At 55.0% G+C, this 18710-nt stretch carries 21 protein-coding genes; 13 read left to right on the top strand and 8 right to left on the bottom strand.

Going from position 1 to position 18710, the window contains the following annotated elements:
- Positions 1-48: 48 nt before the first annotated feature.
- The 5 genes from ACWIUF_RS16385 to ACWIUF_RS16365 form a co-directional block, all read right to left on the bottom strand.
- Positions 49-855 carry an ABC transporter permease gene (locus tag ACWIUF_RS16385; RefSeq protein WP_448573596.1) on the bottom strand — a complete coding sequence of 269 codons (807 nt, stop codon included), beginning with the start codon at positions 853-855 and terminating at the stop codon, positions 49-51.
- 114 nt (positions 856-969) lie between these two features.
- A complete protein-coding gene (locus ACWIUF_RS16380; RefSeq protein WP_448573595.1) occupies positions 970-2034 on the bottom strand; it encodes an ABC transporter ATP-binding protein in 1065 nt (354 codons plus the stop codon).
- A 112-nt stretch (positions 2035-2146) separates the two neighbouring features.
- Positions 2147-3478, bottom strand: coding sequence for a CCA tRNA nucleotidyltransferase (locus tag ACWIUF_RS16375; RefSeq protein ID WP_448573594.1), 1332 nt, complete (start codon positions 3476-3478; stop codon positions 2147-2149).
- A gap of 305 nt (positions 3479-3783) precedes the next feature.
- Positions 3784-4581 (bottom strand): Uma2 family endonuclease, encoded by a 798-nt coding sequence (locus ACWIUF_RS16370; protein ID WP_448573593.1) that lies wholly within the window; start codon positions 4579-4581, stop codon positions 3784-3786.
- Positions 4582-4933: 352 nt separating this feature from the next.
- On the bottom strand, positions 4934-5749 hold the full coding sequence (locus ACWIUF_RS16365) for an SAM hydrolase/SAM-dependent halogenase family protein (RefSeq protein ID WP_448573592.1): 816 nt from the start codon (positions 5747-5749) through the stop codon (positions 4934-4936).
- A 122-nt stretch (positions 5750-5871) separates the two neighbouring features.
- On the opposite strand from ACWIUF_RS16365, the gene ACWIUF_RS16360 reads away from it, so the two are divergent.
- Positions 5872-6714: a hypothetical protein gene (locus tag ACWIUF_RS16360; RefSeq protein ID WP_448573591.1), complete on the top strand. Its 843-nt coding sequence runs from the start codon at positions 5872-5874 to the stop codon at positions 6712-6714.
- 113 nt (positions 6715-6827) lie between these two features.
- Positions 6828-8642, top strand: a complete 1815-nt coding sequence (locus tag ACWIUF_RS16355; protein WP_448573590.1) for an ABC transporter ATP-binding protein — start codon at positions 6828-6830, stop codon at positions 8640-8642.
- Between the two features lie 5 nt (positions 8643-8647).
- Here ACWIUF_RS16355 and ACWIUF_RS16350 read toward each other — a convergent pair whose 3' ends face one another.
- Positions 8648-9652, bottom strand: coding sequence for a glycosyltransferase (locus ACWIUF_RS16350; protein ID WP_448573589.1), 1005 nt, complete (start codon positions 9650-9652; stop codon positions 8648-8650).
- A 223-nt stretch (positions 9653-9875) separates the two neighbouring features.
- On the opposite strand from ACWIUF_RS16350, the gene thyD reads away from it, so the two are divergent.
- Entirely contained in the window at positions 9876-10796 is a 921-nt protein-coding gene (thyD, locus tag ACWIUF_RS16345; protein ID WP_448573588.1) for a thylakoid membrane protein ThyD, read from the top strand.
- A 90-nt stretch (positions 10797-10886) separates the two neighbouring features.
- On the opposite strand, the gene lysS is transcribed toward thyD, so the two are convergent.
- On the bottom strand, positions 10887-12461 hold the full coding sequence (gene lysS / locus ACWIUF_RS16340; protein ID WP_448573587.1) for a lysine--tRNA ligase: 1575 nt from the start codon (positions 12459-12461) through the stop codon (positions 10887-10889).
- A gap of 171 nt (positions 12462-12632) precedes the next feature.
- On the opposite strand from lysS, the gene ACWIUF_RS16335 reads away from it, so the two are divergent.
- The 3 genes from ACWIUF_RS16335 to ACWIUF_RS16325 all read left to right on the top strand — a co-directional run bounded on the left by ACWIUF_RS16335 (position 12633) and on the right by ACWIUF_RS16325 (position 13768).
- Positions 12633-13226, top strand: a complete 594-nt coding sequence (locus tag ACWIUF_RS16335) for a CpcT/CpeT family chromophore lyase (protein WP_448573586.1) — start codon at positions 12633-12635, stop codon at positions 13224-13226.
- 113 nt (positions 13227-13339) lie between these two features.
- Positions 13340-13510 carry a hypothetical protein gene (locus ACWIUF_RS16330; RefSeq protein WP_448573585.1) on the top strand — a complete coding sequence of 57 codons (171 nt, stop codon included), beginning with the start codon at positions 13340-13342 and terminating at the stop codon, positions 13508-13510.
- Positions 13511-13588: 78 nt separating this feature from the next.
- Complete coding sequence (locus ACWIUF_RS16325; RefSeq protein ID WP_448573584.1) at positions 13589-13768, top strand: hypothetical protein; 180 nt, start codon at positions 13589-13591, stop codon at positions 13766-13768.
- A gap of 239 nt (positions 13769-14007) precedes the next feature.
- Here the strand turns inward: ACWIUF_RS16325 and ACWIUF_RS16320 are convergent, their stop codons facing one another.
- Positions 14008-14493, bottom strand: coding sequence for an allophycocyanin (locus ACWIUF_RS16320; RefSeq protein WP_448573583.1), 486 nt, complete (start codon positions 14491-14493; stop codon positions 14008-14010).
- A gap of 334 nt (positions 14494-14827) precedes the next feature.
- Here ACWIUF_RS16320 and rlmD point away from each other — a divergent pair, with 334 nt between their 5' ends.
- The 7 genes from rlmD to ACWIUF_RS16285 all read left to right on the top strand — a co-directional run bounded on the left by rlmD (position 14828) and on the right by ACWIUF_RS16285 (position 18519).
- Complete coding sequence (gene rlmD / locus ACWIUF_RS16315; protein ID WP_448573582.1) at positions 14828-16216, top strand: 23S rRNA (uracil(1939)-C(5))-methyltransferase RlmD; 1389 nt, start codon at positions 14828-14830, stop codon at positions 16214-16216.
- 332 nt (positions 16217-16548) lie between these two features.
- Positions 16549-16728, top strand: coding sequence for a hypothetical protein (locus ACWIUF_RS16310; protein ID WP_448573581.1), 180 nt, complete (start codon positions 16549-16551; stop codon positions 16726-16728).
- 2 nt (positions 16729-16730) lie between these two features.
- Positions 16731-17000 carry a hypothetical protein gene (locus tag ACWIUF_RS16305; protein ID WP_448573580.1) on the top strand — a complete coding sequence of 90 codons (270 nt, stop codon included), beginning with the start codon at positions 16731-16733 and terminating at the stop codon, positions 16998-17000.
- Positions 17001-17030: 30 nt separating this feature from the next.
- Complete coding sequence (locus tag ACWIUF_RS16300) at positions 17031-17447, top strand: hypothetical protein (protein ID WP_448573579.1); 417 nt, start codon at positions 17031-17033, stop codon at positions 17445-17447.
- Positions 17431-17874, top strand: coding sequence for a DUF7689 domain-containing protein (locus ACWIUF_RS16295; RefSeq protein WP_448573578.1), 444 nt, complete (start codon positions 17431-17433; stop codon positions 17872-17874). Before ACWIUF_RS16300 ends, ACWIUF_RS16295 begins: the two co-directional genes overlap by 17 nt.
- Before the next feature lie 106 nt (positions 17875-17980).
- The gene (locus ACWIUF_RS16290; RefSeq protein WP_448573577.1) at positions 17981-18265 is read left to right on the top strand and encodes a hypothetical protein; all 285 of its coding nucleotides are present in this window, start codon (positions 17981-17983) and stop codon (positions 18263-18265) included.
- Positions 18265-18519 (top strand): hypothetical protein, encoded by a 255-nt coding sequence (locus ACWIUF_RS16285; RefSeq protein ID WP_448573576.1) that lies wholly within the window; start codon positions 18265-18267, stop codon positions 18517-18519. The genes ACWIUF_RS16290 and ACWIUF_RS16285 overlap by 1 nt, the downstream gene beginning before the upstream one ends.
- Positions 18520-18710 lie beyond the last annotated feature (191 nt).

Here is an 18710-nt window from a genome sequence, read left to right as displayed (position 1 = left end):
TCCCAGAGGTAGTAACACAGGAGGGGGACGATCGCGATCGCGGGGGGATTAGGATCGTTGATAGCGGAGGGCTTCGATCGATTGAGCTGTTAAAAAGATTCCCAGAAAAATATAGCTGGCAAACAGCACCAATGCACTGGTCTCCAGAATCCCCTGGCTAAGGTTATCAAAGTGGCGTAACAGTGATAGGTGTCCGAATACCTCTGCCATTGGCCCACTGGCATTCCGCCCGACCGCGTCCAAGATCCACAGGAAAAAGACCAACACAAAGGTCAGAATTGCCGATAGGATCGTGCTAGCCGTCAAGGAAGAAATAAACATCCCCAAGGATAAGATCCCAGCAGCCACTAGGAGTAACCCCAGATGCCCGATCCAAAAGACGGCGATCGGCAAGGGTGGCTCAGCCCCAGACAAGGCGATCGCCTCGTACATAAGCACCGGCAGTAGCAGCGTAAAAAAGAAAGTGAAGACGCCCAGGAGCTTACCCAAAGCAACGGCCCAGTTGGTAATGGGTGAGGTGGCCAGTAGTTCCAGGGTCCCCTGTTTCCGCTCTTCGGCATACAACCCCATTGTGAGCATGGGCAGGATGACCAGAACGATGAAACCCATCGCGCCCAGGAATTGCTGTAGGACAATACTGGGGACATCAAAGGGCGGAATCGCATTGGCCCCCAATTGTTGCCGTTGCATATCGAGCATCGAGGACTGCATCAGTGCTCCTTGCAAAATAAGAACAAAGAATAGGCCACTCAAAAACCAAAATGCACCCGCGATCGCGTAGGCCAAGGGGGCAGCAAAGTACCCCTGTAATTCGCGCCGGTAGATCGCCATGATATTGCCAACAACAATCCGCATAATGAATTAAAGGGTTAATAAACGTTAATAAACAGTGCGTATCAAAGGTGACCACTCTAGCATCTCCCAGTGGACGAGGGGCGTATCCACAGGAATTGAGGGGAGATGTGAACCTCAAACCTCCGAATCTGCGTGCTGATCGCCCCTAGAAGCTGCCTTAGTGGCCGGGGGAGAATCCTCGGCGGGTTCCGGCGAAGGACCCTGGCCGATCGCGGCATCCACTGGCGTTGGGGTTGGCGGTGCTTCTTCCATTGTGAGTTCGAGGAAGACATCTTCCAGGCTGGCACGACTGCGACGCATTTCATACAGACCTAGGTTCGCAGTTACCAGGGCACTCGCCAGATCGCGACCAGCTTCCACTCCGGTCTGACAGGTGACTTTGACCACCTGCCGTTCGGCCACAGGCGTGAGGGGGGTTACGGATTCAACACCCGACACCCTGCCCAGACAGGTCAGAATCGCCGGCAATTCGCCGGCAATTTCCAGTTCATACTCGTAGCCAGTTCCGGCGGCCAGTTGACTGAGCAGGTTATCCGGGGTGTTGGTGGCCACAATGCGGCCCCGGTTGATAATAGCCACCCGATCGCAGGTCATGCTCACTTCTGGCAGGATGTGGGTCGAAAGGATGATTGTGTGCTGACCGGCCAATTGCTTAATCAGATTGCGGACTTCAATAATTTGGCGGGGGTCAAGGCCAACCGTGGGTTCATCGAGAATAATAGCCGGGGGATCGTGGACAATCGCCTGGGCAATGCCGACCCGTTGCTTGAAACCTTTAGATAGCTTGCGAATCAGGCTGGTGCGTCGTTCCTCCAGGTTGCACCGCACGATCGCTGAGTTCACCTGAGTTGGACGATCGCCAGCAGCCACGCCCTTCAGTCGAGCCACAAAATCGAGGAAACTCTCCACCGTCATTTCGCCATAGAGGGGCGGTGATTCGGGGAGATAGCCAATGCGCTGACGCACCGCCATAGAGTCTTCATGGACATCGTAACCAGCAATCCGGGCCGTCCCGCTGGAGGCGGGTAAATAACCCGTGAGGATGCGCATAGTGGTGGTTTTACCAGCACCATTGGGGCCTAGAAACCCCAGAATTTCACCCGCTTCCACCTGGAAGGTGACATCAGCGATCGCAGGGATATCCCGGTAAACCTTACTGAGATGTTCAACCTCAATCATCGTTGCTCCCACTACGCAGTAGGGTGTCCGCTGCTTATGGTAGCTTACCGTTGCACGCGATGGTCTATTGGCCGAATGTGGTTGGCAATGCCAACGGTTTGATACTGAGGTCTCAAGTCTTATCCGGGCATTGTTGCCAATATTGGCGAGTCCAGGCAAGGGCCGCAGCGGGGGTCTGGATTTTGCCTTCGGCCTGGGCAATCTGAAGTTCGCTCAACAGGTGACCAATATTGGGACCGGGCCGCAGATGGAGATGTTGGATCAAATCACGGCCACTCAGGAGGGGTTGGGGATGGGCAACCCGATCGTCGGGGTCAAGAAAGCGATGCAGTAAGGGGACCAGCGCGGTATCAGGATAACCACTAACGAGGGAGACCAGCGCGATCGCCGGGAAAGCCCCATCAACTTCCCGAAAGAACCAATACTGCGCCCGAATGGTATCAGGTGGGATGGCCAGGCTAGGTAAGGTTTGCAGAATCAGCAGGACCGCACGGCTGACGGCACGGCTGTATTTAAGTTGGCCCAGGGCGATCGCCACCGCTTCGAGATGGTCTGGGGTAACGGTCAAAGGGGGCGGCGGTAACAATAGCGTGGTCAGGCGCACGATCCCTAACCAACTTTGCGAGCGGGGATCAGTGCCTCGGTAACTGCCGGGTTTTTCGGTTTCACGGAGAGGCATGGCCAAAGACGAGCGTAGATCCACCCCCATCTCCATTAAACGGTTGAGGGTTGGGGCAATCGCCTGCAACCGTTCAATCTGGGCTGGCGTAATCGGCAGGGGGATGACCTGGGCCAACACCCCATCCTGCCAACTCCGTACTAGCCAATCACTGCCATCGGCATAGTTAAGCAGGTAATTGAACTCGGTTTGAATCCGTTCCGGGGCAACTTGCTGGAGCAGGGGGGCAGATTGGCTGAGGGCTGCTTGGGTGCTGGGTGCGATCGTAAACCCGAGTTGGGCCGCCTGACGGTAGGCCCGTAGCACGCGTAGGGGATCGGCCTGCAAGTTGGCGATCGCCACCATCCGCAGTTGCTGCTGCTCCAAGTCCTGACAACCATTGAGCGGATCGATGAGGGTTTGGGTGTGGGGATTATAGGCGATCGCATTGATGGTAAAGTCCCGCCGTTGCAGATCGGCTTCTAGCGAATCCCCCTCCTGCTGGGCAAAATCAACCGTCGCCTGGGGAAAGACCACACGGGCAATCTGGCGGGTCGCATCGAGCACAACAAACCCCGCATGATACTGATGGGCCAGCCGTCGGGCCACTTCGACCGCGCGATCGGGCAACACAAAATCCAGATCGAGATACCCCATATCCCGCCCTAACAAGGCATCCCGCACCGCCCCCCCCACCAACACAGCAGTGCGCGGCAAGGCAGACAGACTAAAGGGCCACGTCTGGGGGGATAGGAGGGTGGGAGAAAGTTCGCAGGTCACGGACATGAATGACAGCAATGGCTCAAGGCGGGCATTCCCCGGTGCAGTCCCCCTAAGTACGACACCGCCCCAGTCGGTTAACGACTAGGGGGTGGATTTCAGACAACAGCCAGGGTAACGGCACTCAGAAGCGTTGATTATATCCTGCTAAGGCGATCGCGGAAACTTGACACCAGCCACAACATCGGTCTAGATACCATCAGCATAGTGACTACGGAACTTAGGCATCCTGTCGGCCACCCAGACCGCCGAGACGGCTAGCCTACATTCAATTTGTGCTCCACTAAAAATAAATATTTGCTTTCCCATGCTTATCGCCCCTCCAAGGCATTGACCTGCTCGAGGGAGAGTCCGGTGACTTGCGCAATCTGAGCTACACTCATGCCCGTTTGTCGAAGATTATGGACAATTTGCAACACTTGCCGTTCCGCGTAGTCGGCTCGTTGTTGGGCTTGTTCAGCCTGCTGTTGGGCTTGTTCAGCCTGCTGTTGGGCCAATTCGGTTGTTGTCGGCAAAAGCGTGCCATCCAAGTTTACCCAGCGTAACCAGGTGGTTGAGACGCCCTGGTAAGTCCCCGACCAACGGCTTAGCCCTAACTTGAGGACTTGACTCACTAATTGGCCTTGGGGATTCACCGTGATCGGCTGGTAGGTACCGTGTAGTTGAAAACCGGCCCAGTCGTCTGGATTAAAGGGGTCGTACCAAAAATATTCGGCAACCCGCATTTGGTTTTGATAGATCTCCTTCTTTTCGCCTTTGTCGGCGTCCTGTGTGCTGACAGACAGTAGCTCAATCACGACATCCGGGGGTTTCCCCTCTTCCCAGCAGACCCAGCTTTTGCGTTCGCCCTTGGGGACATTGAGAACAACAAAGACATCCGGTCCCCGAAAGTCTTGATTACGGACTTGTTTGAGGCTGTAGTAGACAAACATATTACCACCGACGTAGCCATCCTCTCTGGCCTCCAACCAGGGGATAAGGGCGTCAATGAGCAGATCCATTTGCAATTTATGACGTTGACTCTCCATTGGTACTCCGTCATCACAGGGGAGGTCATCCTGGGTGGGGGGCAGGGTGAGGTGAAATTCTTGCAGGTCTAGGGGGGTCATGGCGGGTATCCCTCAAGCAACCGATCCTGAATTTATTCTACGATGTTACTAATTGCCACGTATAGCCGCGATCGTCGGGATGCTTTATCTTCAACACCCAAGCGATTGATTAAACCAGAGCTATTCATGCGTATCTAAAGCAGGAAATTTCATCAAGTCCCATCTTATTGATCAGCAAGTCTAAAAATAGATATGCAGCGTTTTTAGGGCTTCTTAAGAACACCAGTATCCCACAAACTATATTCTCTGTTGTTCCGGTAAATTGCTATTTCTTAGTTGTGTGCTTGCAATGATCACTCGACTTTTTGGAGCTAGGCTGCAATCATTTCACCCTTCCGCAAACCCACGTTACTTAAATAATGAGATCCCTAGTATCTCCTAACCAATGTACACTCACCCTATGGCCCCATTCAGCCTTAAGGCGCTGGGCAGCATTACCTCGGTGACACGCAATTTCTAGCCAGCCGTGGCTGCCAATTAAAGCCAAAAGACTCCCCACGGCCACGTCACTATAGGTAGTCGCTGCCGGGATAAGCTCATCGCCCCAAATCACTTGCCAGGGTTGCCCCTGAAGCTGGGCAGCGGGAATATTGGTGATGATATTGCCAAAATGATCGATCGCTTGCACCGTGCCCGTTAACCCGAGCGCGGTTGGCTGGCATCCTGGTAGATCGAGATCTACCAGGGTTTGGGGCGCGATCGGCTCACCCAAGGCTGCCCACGCCACCCCACTGGCCAAATGGGCAGCGATCGGGGCAAAAATATCCCGCCCGTGGAACGTGGCACTGGATTGGCCTGTCCGCCAATAGGTGGGATTGTTTAGCACGACGGCAGCTTGGACGGGATACTGCTGCACCACCCCACCCCAAATGCCGTTATCGGGACCGACTAAAAAACTGCCCATTGCCAGGGCAACCGCGATCGCCCGTCGTTGACTACCCACCCCCGGATCAACGACCGCGAGATGGACCGTTCCGGGAGGAAAGTAGGGAACAGCGGTCATCAGGTGGAATCGGGCTAGGGCGATCGCCTGGGGCGGGATCTGGTGAGTCAGGTCAATCACACGGATGTGGGGATTAATCCCGGCAATGACACCTTTCATCACCCCAACATAGCTATCCCGATCGCCAAAGTCCGTGAGTAGGGTTATAAGCGGAGGTGAGGACATGGTAGGGGGTACCAATGGAAATCAGACGCAGCAACCGGTTAAAGTAACCTAACAAGCGGTTATGCTCACCTGATCGTTGCAGGAAAGTGCGTCTAGGAAAGTTTAGTCTGGGAACGTGAGTCATGCGCAAACGGTGGTTACGTTGGCTAGTTTGGGTCGCGATCACAGCGGCGGTCTTGTGCCTGGGCGATCGTCTTCCCTGGAGACCCCCCGCCTTCTCTCCGACAGCAGTTCTTCAGGAGACAATCCAACCTGCCAGTGCCCAGACTGCAACACCGGAGGTCCCCCCGCCGCCATCCACGTTAACGCCTGAGCCTGATACACCCGTCACATCCCCTCCCCTGACGGAGCCAATGGTACCGAGTGATTGGAGTAATCCGGATGCGCAGGTCTCCCCCATCCCTGAGCCAACCAATAGTACGATGCCCACTGATGTGCCGCCAGCCGGGGATTTGGCTCCGTTACCATTGCCAGAATCAGCGGCGGACTTGACCGACGTTTCGCCGCTGCCAGTGACCAATACCTACATTGACGCCAATGCCCGCTTTCGGGTTGGTATTCTCCAGGGCTATCGGGTGAGTCCCCTGGCAGGATCGGTGCTCATTGAAGCCCCCGATGGCGTCCTAGCCTATACGGTTATTGTGCAACCCGTGCAACGGCCTGCCTTTGACAGCCAACCGCTAGATAACTTTGCCCTAGCCCAGGTTGCCCAAGCTGCCTTGGCACGGGGGGAGGGGTTTGCCAGTACGGCGATTCCGGTGGACTTGCCGAGGGGGGGCGTGCAGGTGAACTGGTCGGGGCGCTTAACGATCGCGGGCCAAACCCAACCGGTCCAGGGGGTGATTTTGGCGCGTCAGGCGGGGGATGATGTGCTGTTGCTGTTAATTGCTGGTGCCCAGGCAGGGATTGCCCAAATCCCGAACGCAGTCGCTGCCTTAGTTGATACCTTCCAGCCGTTCCTGTAGTAACCCGATCGGGTGAGTCCCCGCGCCCCGATCGGCGGCTAGCCAACCCTTGCCGGCAGGGGCTATCGTGGGGAAAGCGCCTGTGCCCCAATTGGGTAAGTCAGGAGCCGTCCTTGCCTGTTGGGGTTCCTACCTTGAAAGCCGCTTCCCCCCGTGCCCTGTCGCCGATCCAACGTCTCCTCGCCTATGGACGTCCCCACCGCACCCAGATCTGGCTGGCAGTCCTGTGTTCCATCCTCAACAAAATTTTTGATCTGGCTCCCCCGGCCCTCATTGGGGCGGCGGTGGATGTGGTGGTGGAACAGCAGGACTCCCTCTTGGCCCGTCTGGGGATTCAGGCTGTGTTCTGGCAGTTGGTGACACTCTCCTTTTTGAGTCTGATCATTTGGGGGTTAGAGTCGGCCTTTGAGTATGCCTATGCCCGCCTCTGGCGTAACCTGGCCCAGACGATGCAGCACGAGTTGCGGCTGGATGCCTACACCCATTTGCAAAACCTGGAACTGGCCTATTTTGAGGAGCGTAGTACAGGCGGGTTAATGTCGATCCTAAGTGACGATATCAACCAATTGGAGCGGTTCCTTGATATCGGGGCCAATGAAATTATCCAGGTAACCACCACGGTGATTGTGATCGGGGGCGCCTTTTTCATCCTGGCTCCCAATGTGGCGGGAATGGCGATCTTGCCGATGCCATTTATTTTCCTGGGGTCGATCGCCTTTCAACGGCTCCTGGCCCCCCGCTATGCCCTAGTGCGGGAAAGGGTAAGTCTCCTGAATGGGCAATTGTCGAATAACCTGACGGGAATTGTAACCATCAAGAGCTTCACCGCCGAAGCCTACGAACGGGAGCGGATTAACCGGGAAAGTTGGGCCTACCGCCAAGCGAATCGAGAGGCGATCGCCCTGAGTGCGGCTTTTGTACCCCTGATCCGGATTGTGATTCTGGCAGGCTTTGTGGCAATTTTGCTATTGGGAGGGCTGGAGGCTGCGGCAGGACGCCTTTCCGTGGGGACCTATAGTGTCTTGGTCTTCCTAACCCAACGCTTACTCTGGCCGCTGACGCGCTTGGGGGAAACCCTGGATCAATACCAACGGGCGATGGCCTCCACCCGGCGGGTGATGAATGTGCTGGATACGCCAATCACAATCGCTTCCGGCGATCGCCAACTTCCCTTGGCCGAGGTGCGTGGCCAGGTAGATTTTGAGCAGGTGGGGTTTCACTACTATGCCAGCGTGCCACTGCTGGAGAACCTTTCCCTGCACGTGCCAGCGGGGCAAACGATCGCCATCGTGGGGGCCACCGGGTCAGGCAAAAGTACGCTAGTGAAATTACTCCTGCGGTTTTATGAGATCCAGTCCGGAACCATTCGTCTGGATGGTATTGATATCCGGGAGTTGCGACTGACGGATCTGCGGCGGGCGATCGGTCTAGTGAGTCAGGATGTTTTCCTGTTCCACGGAACAGTGGCAGAGAATATTGCCTATGGCAGCTTTGGGGCTGAGTTGGACGAGGTGATCATAGCCGCGAAAATGGCCGAGGCCCATGAATTTATTGAAGCCTTGCCCCAGGGATATGACACGATCGTCGGGGAACGGGGCCAAAAACTCTCCGGGGGCCAACGCCAACGCCTCGCGATCGCCCGCGCCATCCTCAAAGATCCGCCGATCCTGGTCCTAGATGAGGCAACTTCAGCGGTAGACAATGAAACGGAAGCGGCCATTCAACGATCGCTGACTAAAATTACTGCCAACCGCACCACCATTGCGATCGCCCATCGCCTGTCCACCATCCGTCATGCTGATTGTATTTATGTGATGGATCAGGGTAAGGTAGTTGAACAGGGGACGCACCCAGCATTAATCAATCAGGGAGGCATCTATGCCGACCTCTGGCAAATTCAACTGGGTGAGGCGCGGGTAGAGTCCTAGGGGGATCATGATTTGAGTTTGCGTAACTTGTGCCAAACTTTTTGGCATTTCTTCTTGAGAAAGTCAAGTTGACTGAACGCAGGAATAACATCCGGTTGCGCGTGGCGATAATCAAAAAATTGATTCAGTTCCGCGAGAATTTTGGTCAGCCGATCGCGGATGTTCGGTCCTCGGTATTCAGCCAGTGCCCGGTCTGATAGTGAGAATTGGGGATACTGGGCGATCGCGGCGAGAATCCGTTCGCGATCGAAGCCGAGGGAATAACCGGCAATTTTCTCACAGTTAAACCCCGGATCAAGATAATCCGATAGACCATGATTAACACTGGAAAATACCTGGCAACCGCAGGCCATTGCTTCCAAGGGTTGTAGGCCAAAGCCTTCGGTGACACCCTGTTGCGCCCAGTATTCCGCCGAATCGTACAGGTAAACCTTAGCCCGATTAAACAAATGGGGGAGATCCTCAACATAGGTATTCACAACTTCAACGCGACAAACAGCTTGTAGAGCCGGAATCAAGGTGTTGAGTAAATAGGTTGAGGATTTCCGGGCTTGGACTAGAACATCAATATCCCGCGTTAGCCCTAAATTTTGGAACTCATCGGCAATTTGGTTAGGCAAATAATAAATCAAGGCATGGGGCGATCGCTGCCCCCAGTAGCCCATCGTGTTGCGACTGACGGTCACAATCGGCAGCCGCGACGGCAACCGAAATCCATACCCAGCGCTGTGGGCATGGTAAATCACCGCATAGCGTTGCAATCGAGCCGCCAACTTGGGGACATCAAACCCCCAACTAAGGACAAAGATAACGTCATTAAGAGATGCTTGGGACGATGGTTGCCGCAACAGATCAGCCAAAAACAGGGTGTCTTTTTCCCGTTGTCGATAGGTGACGATCGCCGCCGCCCCAAGCTGCTGGGCCAGGTGGTAGAGCCTTAATTCTGCCCAGAGACCGCCACAGGCAAAACGGGGACCCGTACCGGGGAGTAGGAAATAGAGTTTGCGCATAGGCAGGACTCAACTAGGCAGGACTCAACAACGCTGGATCAATACACCAAGAATCTCAGGGGCAGGCAGGATGCCGACCCCTCTAGGAATTTCCCACAGGAGCGGCGACGCGATCGCGACCGGAACCGCAGCCCCACGCTATCACAGACCGGGCTACCCCAGTATCTTATTAGGAAGGACTGTTTCATCGGAACTTTTTACAAAGGTGGTGTAGACAAAGCGTATGAAAATCGCAATTACAGGGGCAACGGGCTTTGTGGGGCAACGGTTAGTCGAGCGAGCCAGCGCCGAGGGGCATGACCTCCTCGTCCTGACGCGGAATGCCGAGCGGGGACGGCAACGGTTTCCCCCGACGACCTACCCCACCGTAACCGTAGTCCCCTATACGCCGACCGAACCTGGGGACTGGCAACAAACCCTAAGCGGTTGCGATGCCGTAGTCAACCTGGCCGGCGCTGCGATCGCCGATGAACGGTGGACACCCCAACGGAAGCAGGTCATTCTGGACAGTCGCCAATTGACAACCCGTCACCTGGTGGCCGCGATCGCCCAGGCCAACCCCCAACCCCAGGTATTGGTTAGCACCTCCGCGATCGGCTATTACGGCACCAGCGAAACCGCCCGGTTTGATGAAACCAGTCCCGCTGCTTCGGATTTTTTGGCCCAGGTCTGCCAAGCTTGGGAGGCGGAGGCGCAGGCGGTGCGGGCGAGTGGGGTGCGTTTGGTGATTCTGCGTAGTGGCATTGTCCTGGGAATGGGGGGGGCGATCGCCAAGATGTTGCCGCCCTTTAAGCTGTTTGCCGGGGGACCGATCGGCAGTGGTCACCAGTGGTTTTCCTGGATTCACCGCGACGATCTGGTGAGCCTCATCCTGAAGGCCATCACCGATCGAACCATGCAGGGGGTCTACAACGCCACAGCCCCCAACCCGGTGCGCATGACGGAACTGTGCCAGGTTTTGGGCGAGATTCTCCACCGTCCCTCCTGGTTACCCGTCCCCGACTTCGTGTTGCATACGATCCTGGGGGATGCCGCCCAAGTGGTGCTAGAGGGACAACAGGTCATCCCGGAACGCACGATCGCCAGTGGCTTTACCTATCAATATCCCAACGTGCGCGAGGCCCTAGTCAGCTTCCTCCCCTAAGCGCTCTTCCTCCCTGTGTACGCTGTGTCTCTGGGGTGCCAAGAGCCAATCGGCGTTCACCCCCAAGGCACAGTCAACACCGAGGTTCCCTTAGGGGGCCAGGTCAGGGTCCGTTTTTTCAGGTTTGAGCAGGGGGAAGGCGATCACATCGCGAATGCTAGGAGCATCGGTGAGGAGCATCACCAGGCGATCGATGCCAATCCCCAAGCCCCCAGTGGGAGGCATCCCATACTCCAAAGCCGTTAGGAAATCCTCATCAACGCTATGGGCTTCCAGATCCCCGGCCTCCTTCCGGGCAGCTTGCGCTTCGAGGCGTTGGCGCTGGTCGATCGGATCGGTTAGCTCGGAGAAGCTATTGGCGGTTTCCCGACCGACGATAAACAATTCAAACCGTTCGACTAGGCCCGGTTGGCGGCGATGGGGTTTGGCCAAGGGGGAGATTTCCACCGGATAGTCGATGATGAACGTGGGCTGGATCAGAGTATCTTCAACCTTTTGTTCAAAGGCTTCGTTCAGCAGGTGACCGATCGTTTCACAGTCCTCAATCCCAGGGATGCCCGCCGCCGCCGCCGCCTCACGGGCCGCCGCCACCGTTGTAAACTGACGAAAATCTACCCCCGTGACTTCCTGGACAATCTCATGCATGGTCACCCGCCGCCAGGGAGGCGTGAGGTCAATCGTTACCCCTTGGTAATCAATTTTGAGAGTCCCTAACACCGTCTGGGCAACATGGGCAATCAGGGTTTCGGTTAGCGCCATCATGTCGTGGTAGTCGGCATAGGCTTGATAGACTTCGATCGTGGTGAACTCCGGATTGTGCTTAGTGGAAACGCCCTCGTTGCGAAACACCCGCCCCAGTTCAAATACCTTTTCAAACCCACCCACCACCAGCCGCTTCAGGTGCAGCTCCGTGGCAATGCGTAGGTAGAGGGGCATTTCCAACGTATTGTGGTAGGTCGTAAAGGGCCGCGCTTCGGCTCCCCCCGCTTCGATCTGAAGGACAGGGGTTTCAATCTCCAGGAAGCCTTGGTTTTCCAAGTAGCGGCGGATGGCGGCGGTAATGTTGGCCCGACGCCGGAAGCTCTCGCGCACATCAGGATTAATGAACAAATCCACATAACGCTGACGATAGCGTTTGGCAATATCGGTTAACCCATGCCACTTATCGGGTAAGGGCAGTAGGGACTTGGTCAGGATGGCATACTCGCTGACCATCACCGAGAGTTCGCCCTTTTCAGTACGCTTGATTGTGCCCTTGACCCCCAGGATATCGCCCACGTCTGTCAGTTGCTTGAGGTGGGTAAAGGCATCAGGATCAATCGCAGCCATCCCGGTTTGGATCGTCTGTTTTTCTAAGTAAAGCTGGATCGTACCGGTTTCGTCTTGCAGGGTGAAGAAGGCCAGTTTGCCAAATACCCGGCGGGCCATAATCCGTCCCGCGATCGTGACGGCAAGATCCACGCCTTCCCCCGCCGGTAGGTCCGCGAATTGGGTCTGGAGCGGTGCGGCCTGGTGGGTGACGTCCCAACGGTAGGCGTAGGGGTTGATGCCCAACTGCCGGAGTTGCTCCACCTTGTCGAGGCGGACGGCCCGCTGATCCTCGCGGTTGGAGTGGGAGTCGGTGGGGCGATGGGCAGCCGGGGACACGGCACGATCGTCGGGCATGGGGCACATTCAGGGATAAGCGTGGGCAACCTCCTATTATACGGTGGTCGTTTGGCGCGATCGGCACCGTTTCGGGTCTGAGGATGATACACCGCCACTAATCAGAGGATTGCTATACAATGCCAAAAGAACTTGGTTCTTGGCAATTGTCTATACCTTTCGGATAAACCTGTGTCCCATTCGACTGACATCGTAACGCTAGCCCGCTGGATGGCGGCTGACTTCAGCAATCAAGAACAGGCATTTGAGAATCCCCCCCTGTATGCCCATATCCGCGTTTGTATGCGCCCCTTACCGCCAACCCTGTTTTCTGGCATTGGGCTACTGGTCGAACAAGCTTACGACTATATGCTCACGCGGCCCTACCGTATCCGGGCACTCAACTTGCAAGTCGTGGGCGATCACATTGAGATTGAAAACTATATCCTCAAGGATGAAAAGGCGTTCTATAACGCCACCCGCGAACCCGATCGCCTAGCGACCCTAACCCCTGATCAGTTTGAAAAGCTGTCCGGTTGCAACATGATTACTGAATGGACGGGCCAAAGTTTTAAGGGGTATGTGGAACCAGGCAATGGGTGTATGGTAGTCCGCGATGGTCGCAGTACCTATTTAGACAGTACCTTTGAAATTGATGCCGATCGCTTTACCAGCCTCGATCGCGGGCGGGACCCCGAAACTGGCGAACACATTTGGGGGTCGATCGCAGGACCCTTTCATTTCGTTCGTTGGGCCAGCTTCGCCGATGAAATTCCAACCCTGTAAGGACTAGGCGCAAGCTGCCCAGGGGAGAGCAGTCAGCAAAATTCTTTTAGCCGCATCCCCTTAACGCGAGAGAATGGGGATAGACAACGAGGGTGACCGCTGGCAGATCGCGGATGACACCAGTTGTGATCGGGGCGACCTTCATAACGCGCCGATGTGCGGATATGGGCTTAAGGCTGATTTTGGTCGGACTGATGCGGCTGGAGCAAACCGGCCAAGCCGCCGAGGTGCCGAAGCGACGGCATCACCCGATCGTGTCACCAGATGGGATGAACCAGCCGTAGGAAGTCCGATCGCCACCGATCCCGTGATGATAAAGACAATCGAGATTGACCCGTGATGAACACTGTCAGGAGGGACACATGATGAATTGGCAAGTGGGTCAACAAGTCCGCTGTGATCGCCAGGACCAAAGCGGCCATGATGGCAAAGTCGCCGTCAACGAAGGGGGCAGCATTATTATTTCCTGTCCTGACCGGAACATGATTGTGGTGGGGTCCGAGGAAAGCTTAAAGCGCCTGGGCTGGCGACTGGTGAAGTAGGGCCGGTCCAACCTGGGACGCATCGCGACGATCGCCCCCCGTCCGATCGCCCCACAGCAAAAAGGTAGGGCACCACAGACCCTACCCCTGCACCGTGAAGATTTCCCAGCAATCGCGTTCAAAACTATTGATGTGAAAATTCATTTGCCACCGAGCCGTAAGGCTTAGAAGCAATTGGCGATACGGGATAACACGAAGGCCCCCTCCGGGTTGTGCAATCCCTATCAGCGCAACTCCAACTACTCCATATATTGCACCATGAAGTCAAAATAGGGGGCCGCTTCCGTCGCATCTTCGGCGCTCAGCAGTTCTAAGGCCGCCGTTTTCAGGCAGCGAATGGCCTCGGCCATCCCTGGGAGAGGCACCCCTAAAGAGTTATACATCTCACGAGCGCCCACCAAGCCGATGGTTTCGATCGGTTCCTTGTCTCCGGCCAGAACACCATAGGTGGCTAGGCGCAAGTACCAACCAAAGTCGCGAATGCACTGATTGCGCTGCTTTTGGCCATAGGCATTGCCACCAGGGGCGATGAAGTCAGGGCGCTTCTGCCACAGTTGCCGGGTCGCTTGTTGCACAATTTTTTTCTCATTCTCAGACAGCGTGGTCGCAATGCGAAGCCGCTGTTCACCCGTTTCAAAAAATTTTTGGATGTTGGTGAGTTCGCCAATACTGGGGTAGCGAAGCTCATCGTCAGCTTTCAGGATGACTTGACTAACTACACTCATGATTACGGGGATGCGTTGAATATACACCTTAGTAGTTTAGCGACTCTCTGGATCAGATTCTCATTTAATTACGAGATCCCCCGACTTTACCGCTCCAATTGGCCTGCCGATACGGCCAAATGCCCACCCGTCGCCTATTCGTCCGTCTGAGAAATATTTACAAAACTCAATAATTAAGCCTTCAGACCGGGTTAAGGGGAGGCGGGCGTTGGGGGGGATACCAACACCGGGAGGGGCGCTGTCTGCCCCTTAGGCATGACTGCTATACCTCATGCGGGGACCTGAATGCATTAAGGTTGGATCGCGATGACACGCTTACCCCGGAGGCGGCAGGATGGCACAGTGGCAACAAGGACAATTGGTTGAGGTGACGATCGCCGATCTCAATGATCAAGGGGCAGGCGTTGGGCGGTTGGACAACTGGGTGGTATTTGTCCCGGATACGGTACCGGGCGATCGCGTGCAGGTGCGGCTGGTCCAGGTAAAGCGCCAGTATGGCCACGGGCAGTTGCAACGGGTTTTGGTCCCTTCACCCGATCGTATCCGACCGGCGTGTATTGTGGCGGACAAATGCGGGGGGTGCCAGTGGCAAACCGTGACCTATGAGCGGCAGTTGGCAGCCAAGCACAACCAAGTGCGCCAAGCCCTACAACGACTGGCTGCCATCCAGGTGCCCGTCATTGAACCGATCCTGGCAGCTCCCCAAGCCCTGGGCTATCGCAATAAGGCCACCTATCCCCTACGGCGATCGCGCCATGTCCCCACTGGCGAATCAGCAACCGGGCCGGTCCAAGCGGGCTATTACCGTAAGGGTAGCCATCGGTTGATTAATTTGAATCAGTGTCCTGTGCAGGACCCCAGATTAGACCCATTGCTGGCGCAGGTTAAGCAGGATCTCACAGCCCAGGGTTGGTCCGTTTATGACGAAGCCACCCATCAGGGTACCCTGCGTCATTTGGCTCTGCGCCTGGGGCGTCGCACGGGGGAAATGTTGTTGACGTTGGTGGTGCGGGATGATGCATTGCCCAACTTAGCCTCCCAGGCGCAGGCGTGGTTACAGCGCTATCCAGGGTTGGTGGGGGTGTGTTTGAACCATAATCCCGATCGGACCAATGCGATTTTTGGCAAAGAGACGGCCTGTATTGCGGGGCGATCGTATCTGTATGAGGAATTTGCGGGCTTAAGGTTTCGCGTGGAACCAACAACCTTTTTCCAGGTCTATACGGAGCAGGCGGAACAGTTGTTAGCGAAGGTAAGTGCGCGTCTGCCCTTGACTGGACAGGAGGTGTTGGTGGATGCCTACTGTGGGGTGGGTAGCTTTACCCTGCCCCTAGCACAACGGGTACAACAGGCGATCGGGCTAGAGGTGTCAGCAGCGGCGATCGCCCAGGCTGAGATCAATGCAGCGGCCAATCAGATTACGAATGTCCACTTTCAGGTAGGGCGAGTGGAAGACTTGTTACCGCAACTCACCGTACAACCGGATGTGGTGTTGCTGGACCCCCCGCGTAAGGGGTGCGATCGCCAGGTTTTGGATACCCTCCTCAGCCGTCAACCCCAGCATATTGTCTATATCAGTTGCAAGCCCGCGACCCTTGCACGGGATCTGAAACACCTTTGTCAGGGGGGGGACTATCAGGTGCAATGGGTACAACCAGCAGATTTCTTCCCCCAAACTCCCCATGTGGAGTGTGCAGTGTGGTTGCAACGAGCAACCCCTTGAAGCCTGATCAAACCCACGTTAATTTGAGGCCAGGGCGCGGAAACCCTGGTGGAGCAATTATAAATGGGCCAATTATAAAGTCGTTTACGGTCCTGTTACAGACTCCTGATTCGGTGGCTGTCTTAAAGAAGGTGGCACAACAGGTGGCGGCGATCGGCAACAACGCAGTGACGTGGCGGCGTCAACGGCTGTTGTAGCGGGGTTAGTATTGAATCAGGAGATCATTCAACGATATATCTCGATGTTTTTAGTACGGGCTGGTTAATGCTTCAGGTTTATTGGCATCGATTCAATCGGCTTAGTGAGATGGTAAATATCAGTCGGCGGACGAGATGATTGCAAAGGCATTGGAAGTGCTGGAAGCCCAACAGCAGGCGTATGAGGCTTGGGTGAGTGATGTGCGGATAAAGGTTGATGAAGCGACTGAGGCACTCGCTCAGGGTCAGGGGATGCTGCTGGAGACGGTGATAGAGCAGATCCGGGGAAAGTTTTGTCAGGCGGGTAAAACGTAGGAATGAAAACGAACTTTATTGGGGAAATACAGATGACGGTACAGGAACTTGAAAGACAGGTATTGGCGTTGTCGCTGTCGGAACGCTGGCGGTTGGTTCGGTCTTTATTACGTTCGATTCAACAGGAAAGTATGCCGTTGGAGCCTCCCAGCCCAAGTCTGGAGGCTTTAGCTGATCTTGATCCCTGGACACGGAGTTTGGTGGGGGTTGTGCAGTTAGATGGGGAAGACCCGACTGAGGTCTATGTAGATTACTTGGAGGAGCGGAGCTAAACTATTAATGAGTGTTTGGGCATCAATACAATGGCTCGAATTAGTGTCGAGATTCCTGATGAACTCTTAAACTATCTGGCTGCCAGGGGGAAAACGCCGACTGAGTTTTTGCAGGAACGGTTGTTGGAAATTTCTGAACCGCTAGTGCCTTCGTCAGAGGCGGTGCTTAAGTTTCAGGCGTTGGCGGCGCAATGGCGACGGGAGACAAGGCATTGTTCGCTGATGAGTGACATTGTTTTGAATACGGCTTATCAACAAATTATTGGGATGGGAAGACCGGTGGTTGGGTTGATTTTGCAAGATCTTCGGCAGCAACCGGATCATTGGTTTTGGGCTTTACGATCGATTACGGGGGAAAACCCAATTCAGCCGGACGATCGCGGACGCTTGCCCCAAATGGCTTCAGCATGGTTAGCGTGGGGACGACGGAATGGATACCCATGCTGAGTTGGAACAGGATTGGCCGAATTTGGCCCAGACCAACTACCGCATTACAAGTCCCTATACCAGCAACTACAATTGTTTGGCTTGGGCAGGTCAAGAGAACGATCGCTGGTGGTCGCCCTTGCCAGAAGATGACTACTATTGGCCAGCGGGTGTACCGAGGGAGGTTTCAATTGCGGCGTTTGTAAAGGCGTATAAAACGCTTGGTTTTCGGGTTTGTGAGCATGGGGCGTTGGAGGCTGGGGTTGAGAAGCTGGCTATCTATGCCACGCCAGACGGTAGACCGCAGCATGTGGCTCGACAATTGCCGAATGGTTTATGGACGAGCAAGTTGGGCCGATTGGAAGATATTGAGCATGAGTTGGCAGGGCTGGATGGTCGTTTGTACGGCACTGTGCAGACGTTTATGGCTCGTCCTTACGCTCGATAAAGGTTGAGCAGCGCTAAACTATGAATTATGTAGTCATGATCAAGACAGTGGCTAAAATTAGCGTTGAGATTTCTGATGATCTCTTCAAATAGGGCAGATTAGGGTTATGCAAGATTTACAACCGCAGGGGCCTATTGAGGTCAGGGTTTTAAAGCAACTGCGAACCCTACCAGTGGCGGTACAACAGCAAGTTTTAGATTTTCTAGAGTTTTTGGCTGCTCGTGAACAACAAAAAGCGGAGTCAGAAACCACCGAGATTATGTCCAAAGCGGCAATTACGCAGCCAGGATCGTTTTTGGAACTGACCCAGGAGTTTGCGGGTTGTCTCGAAGGGGGACCGGTCGATTTATCGGTTAATAAAAAGTTTCTTGGGGAAATGGGGAAATACTGATGACCATACAGGAAACCAGACAGGAAACGGTACAGGAAATTGAAAGGCAAGCATTGGCGTTGCCGCTGTCGGAACGCTGGCGGTTGGTCCACTCCCTATTAGGTTCAATTCAGCAGGAAATGACGGGGATGGCGAAACCGGCTGAACCGGGGACATTGATGAACTTAAAGGGGGTGATTAAGGATATCTCTCATCTGAGTGATGCGGAATTGAAGGAGGAATATATTGATTATTTGATGGAAAAATACCAATAATGAAGATTCTGTTTGATACGAACATTATTTTAGATTTTCTGTTGGCGCGGGAGCAGAAGTGTTGAATCCAGATATAAAACTTTACACTTGAGGGTGCGAGAGTCATACAAGCGTTTCTGGAAGCAAATCGTAGCTCCAATGGACGAGCGAACAGCGACGGCTGAGTTCTAGTTGCAAATAGCGAAACTTGT

The sequence above is a fragment of the Trichothermofontia sp. genome, assembly GCF_053493415.1.
This window is presented reverse-complemented; position numbering and strand designations above follow the sequence as displayed.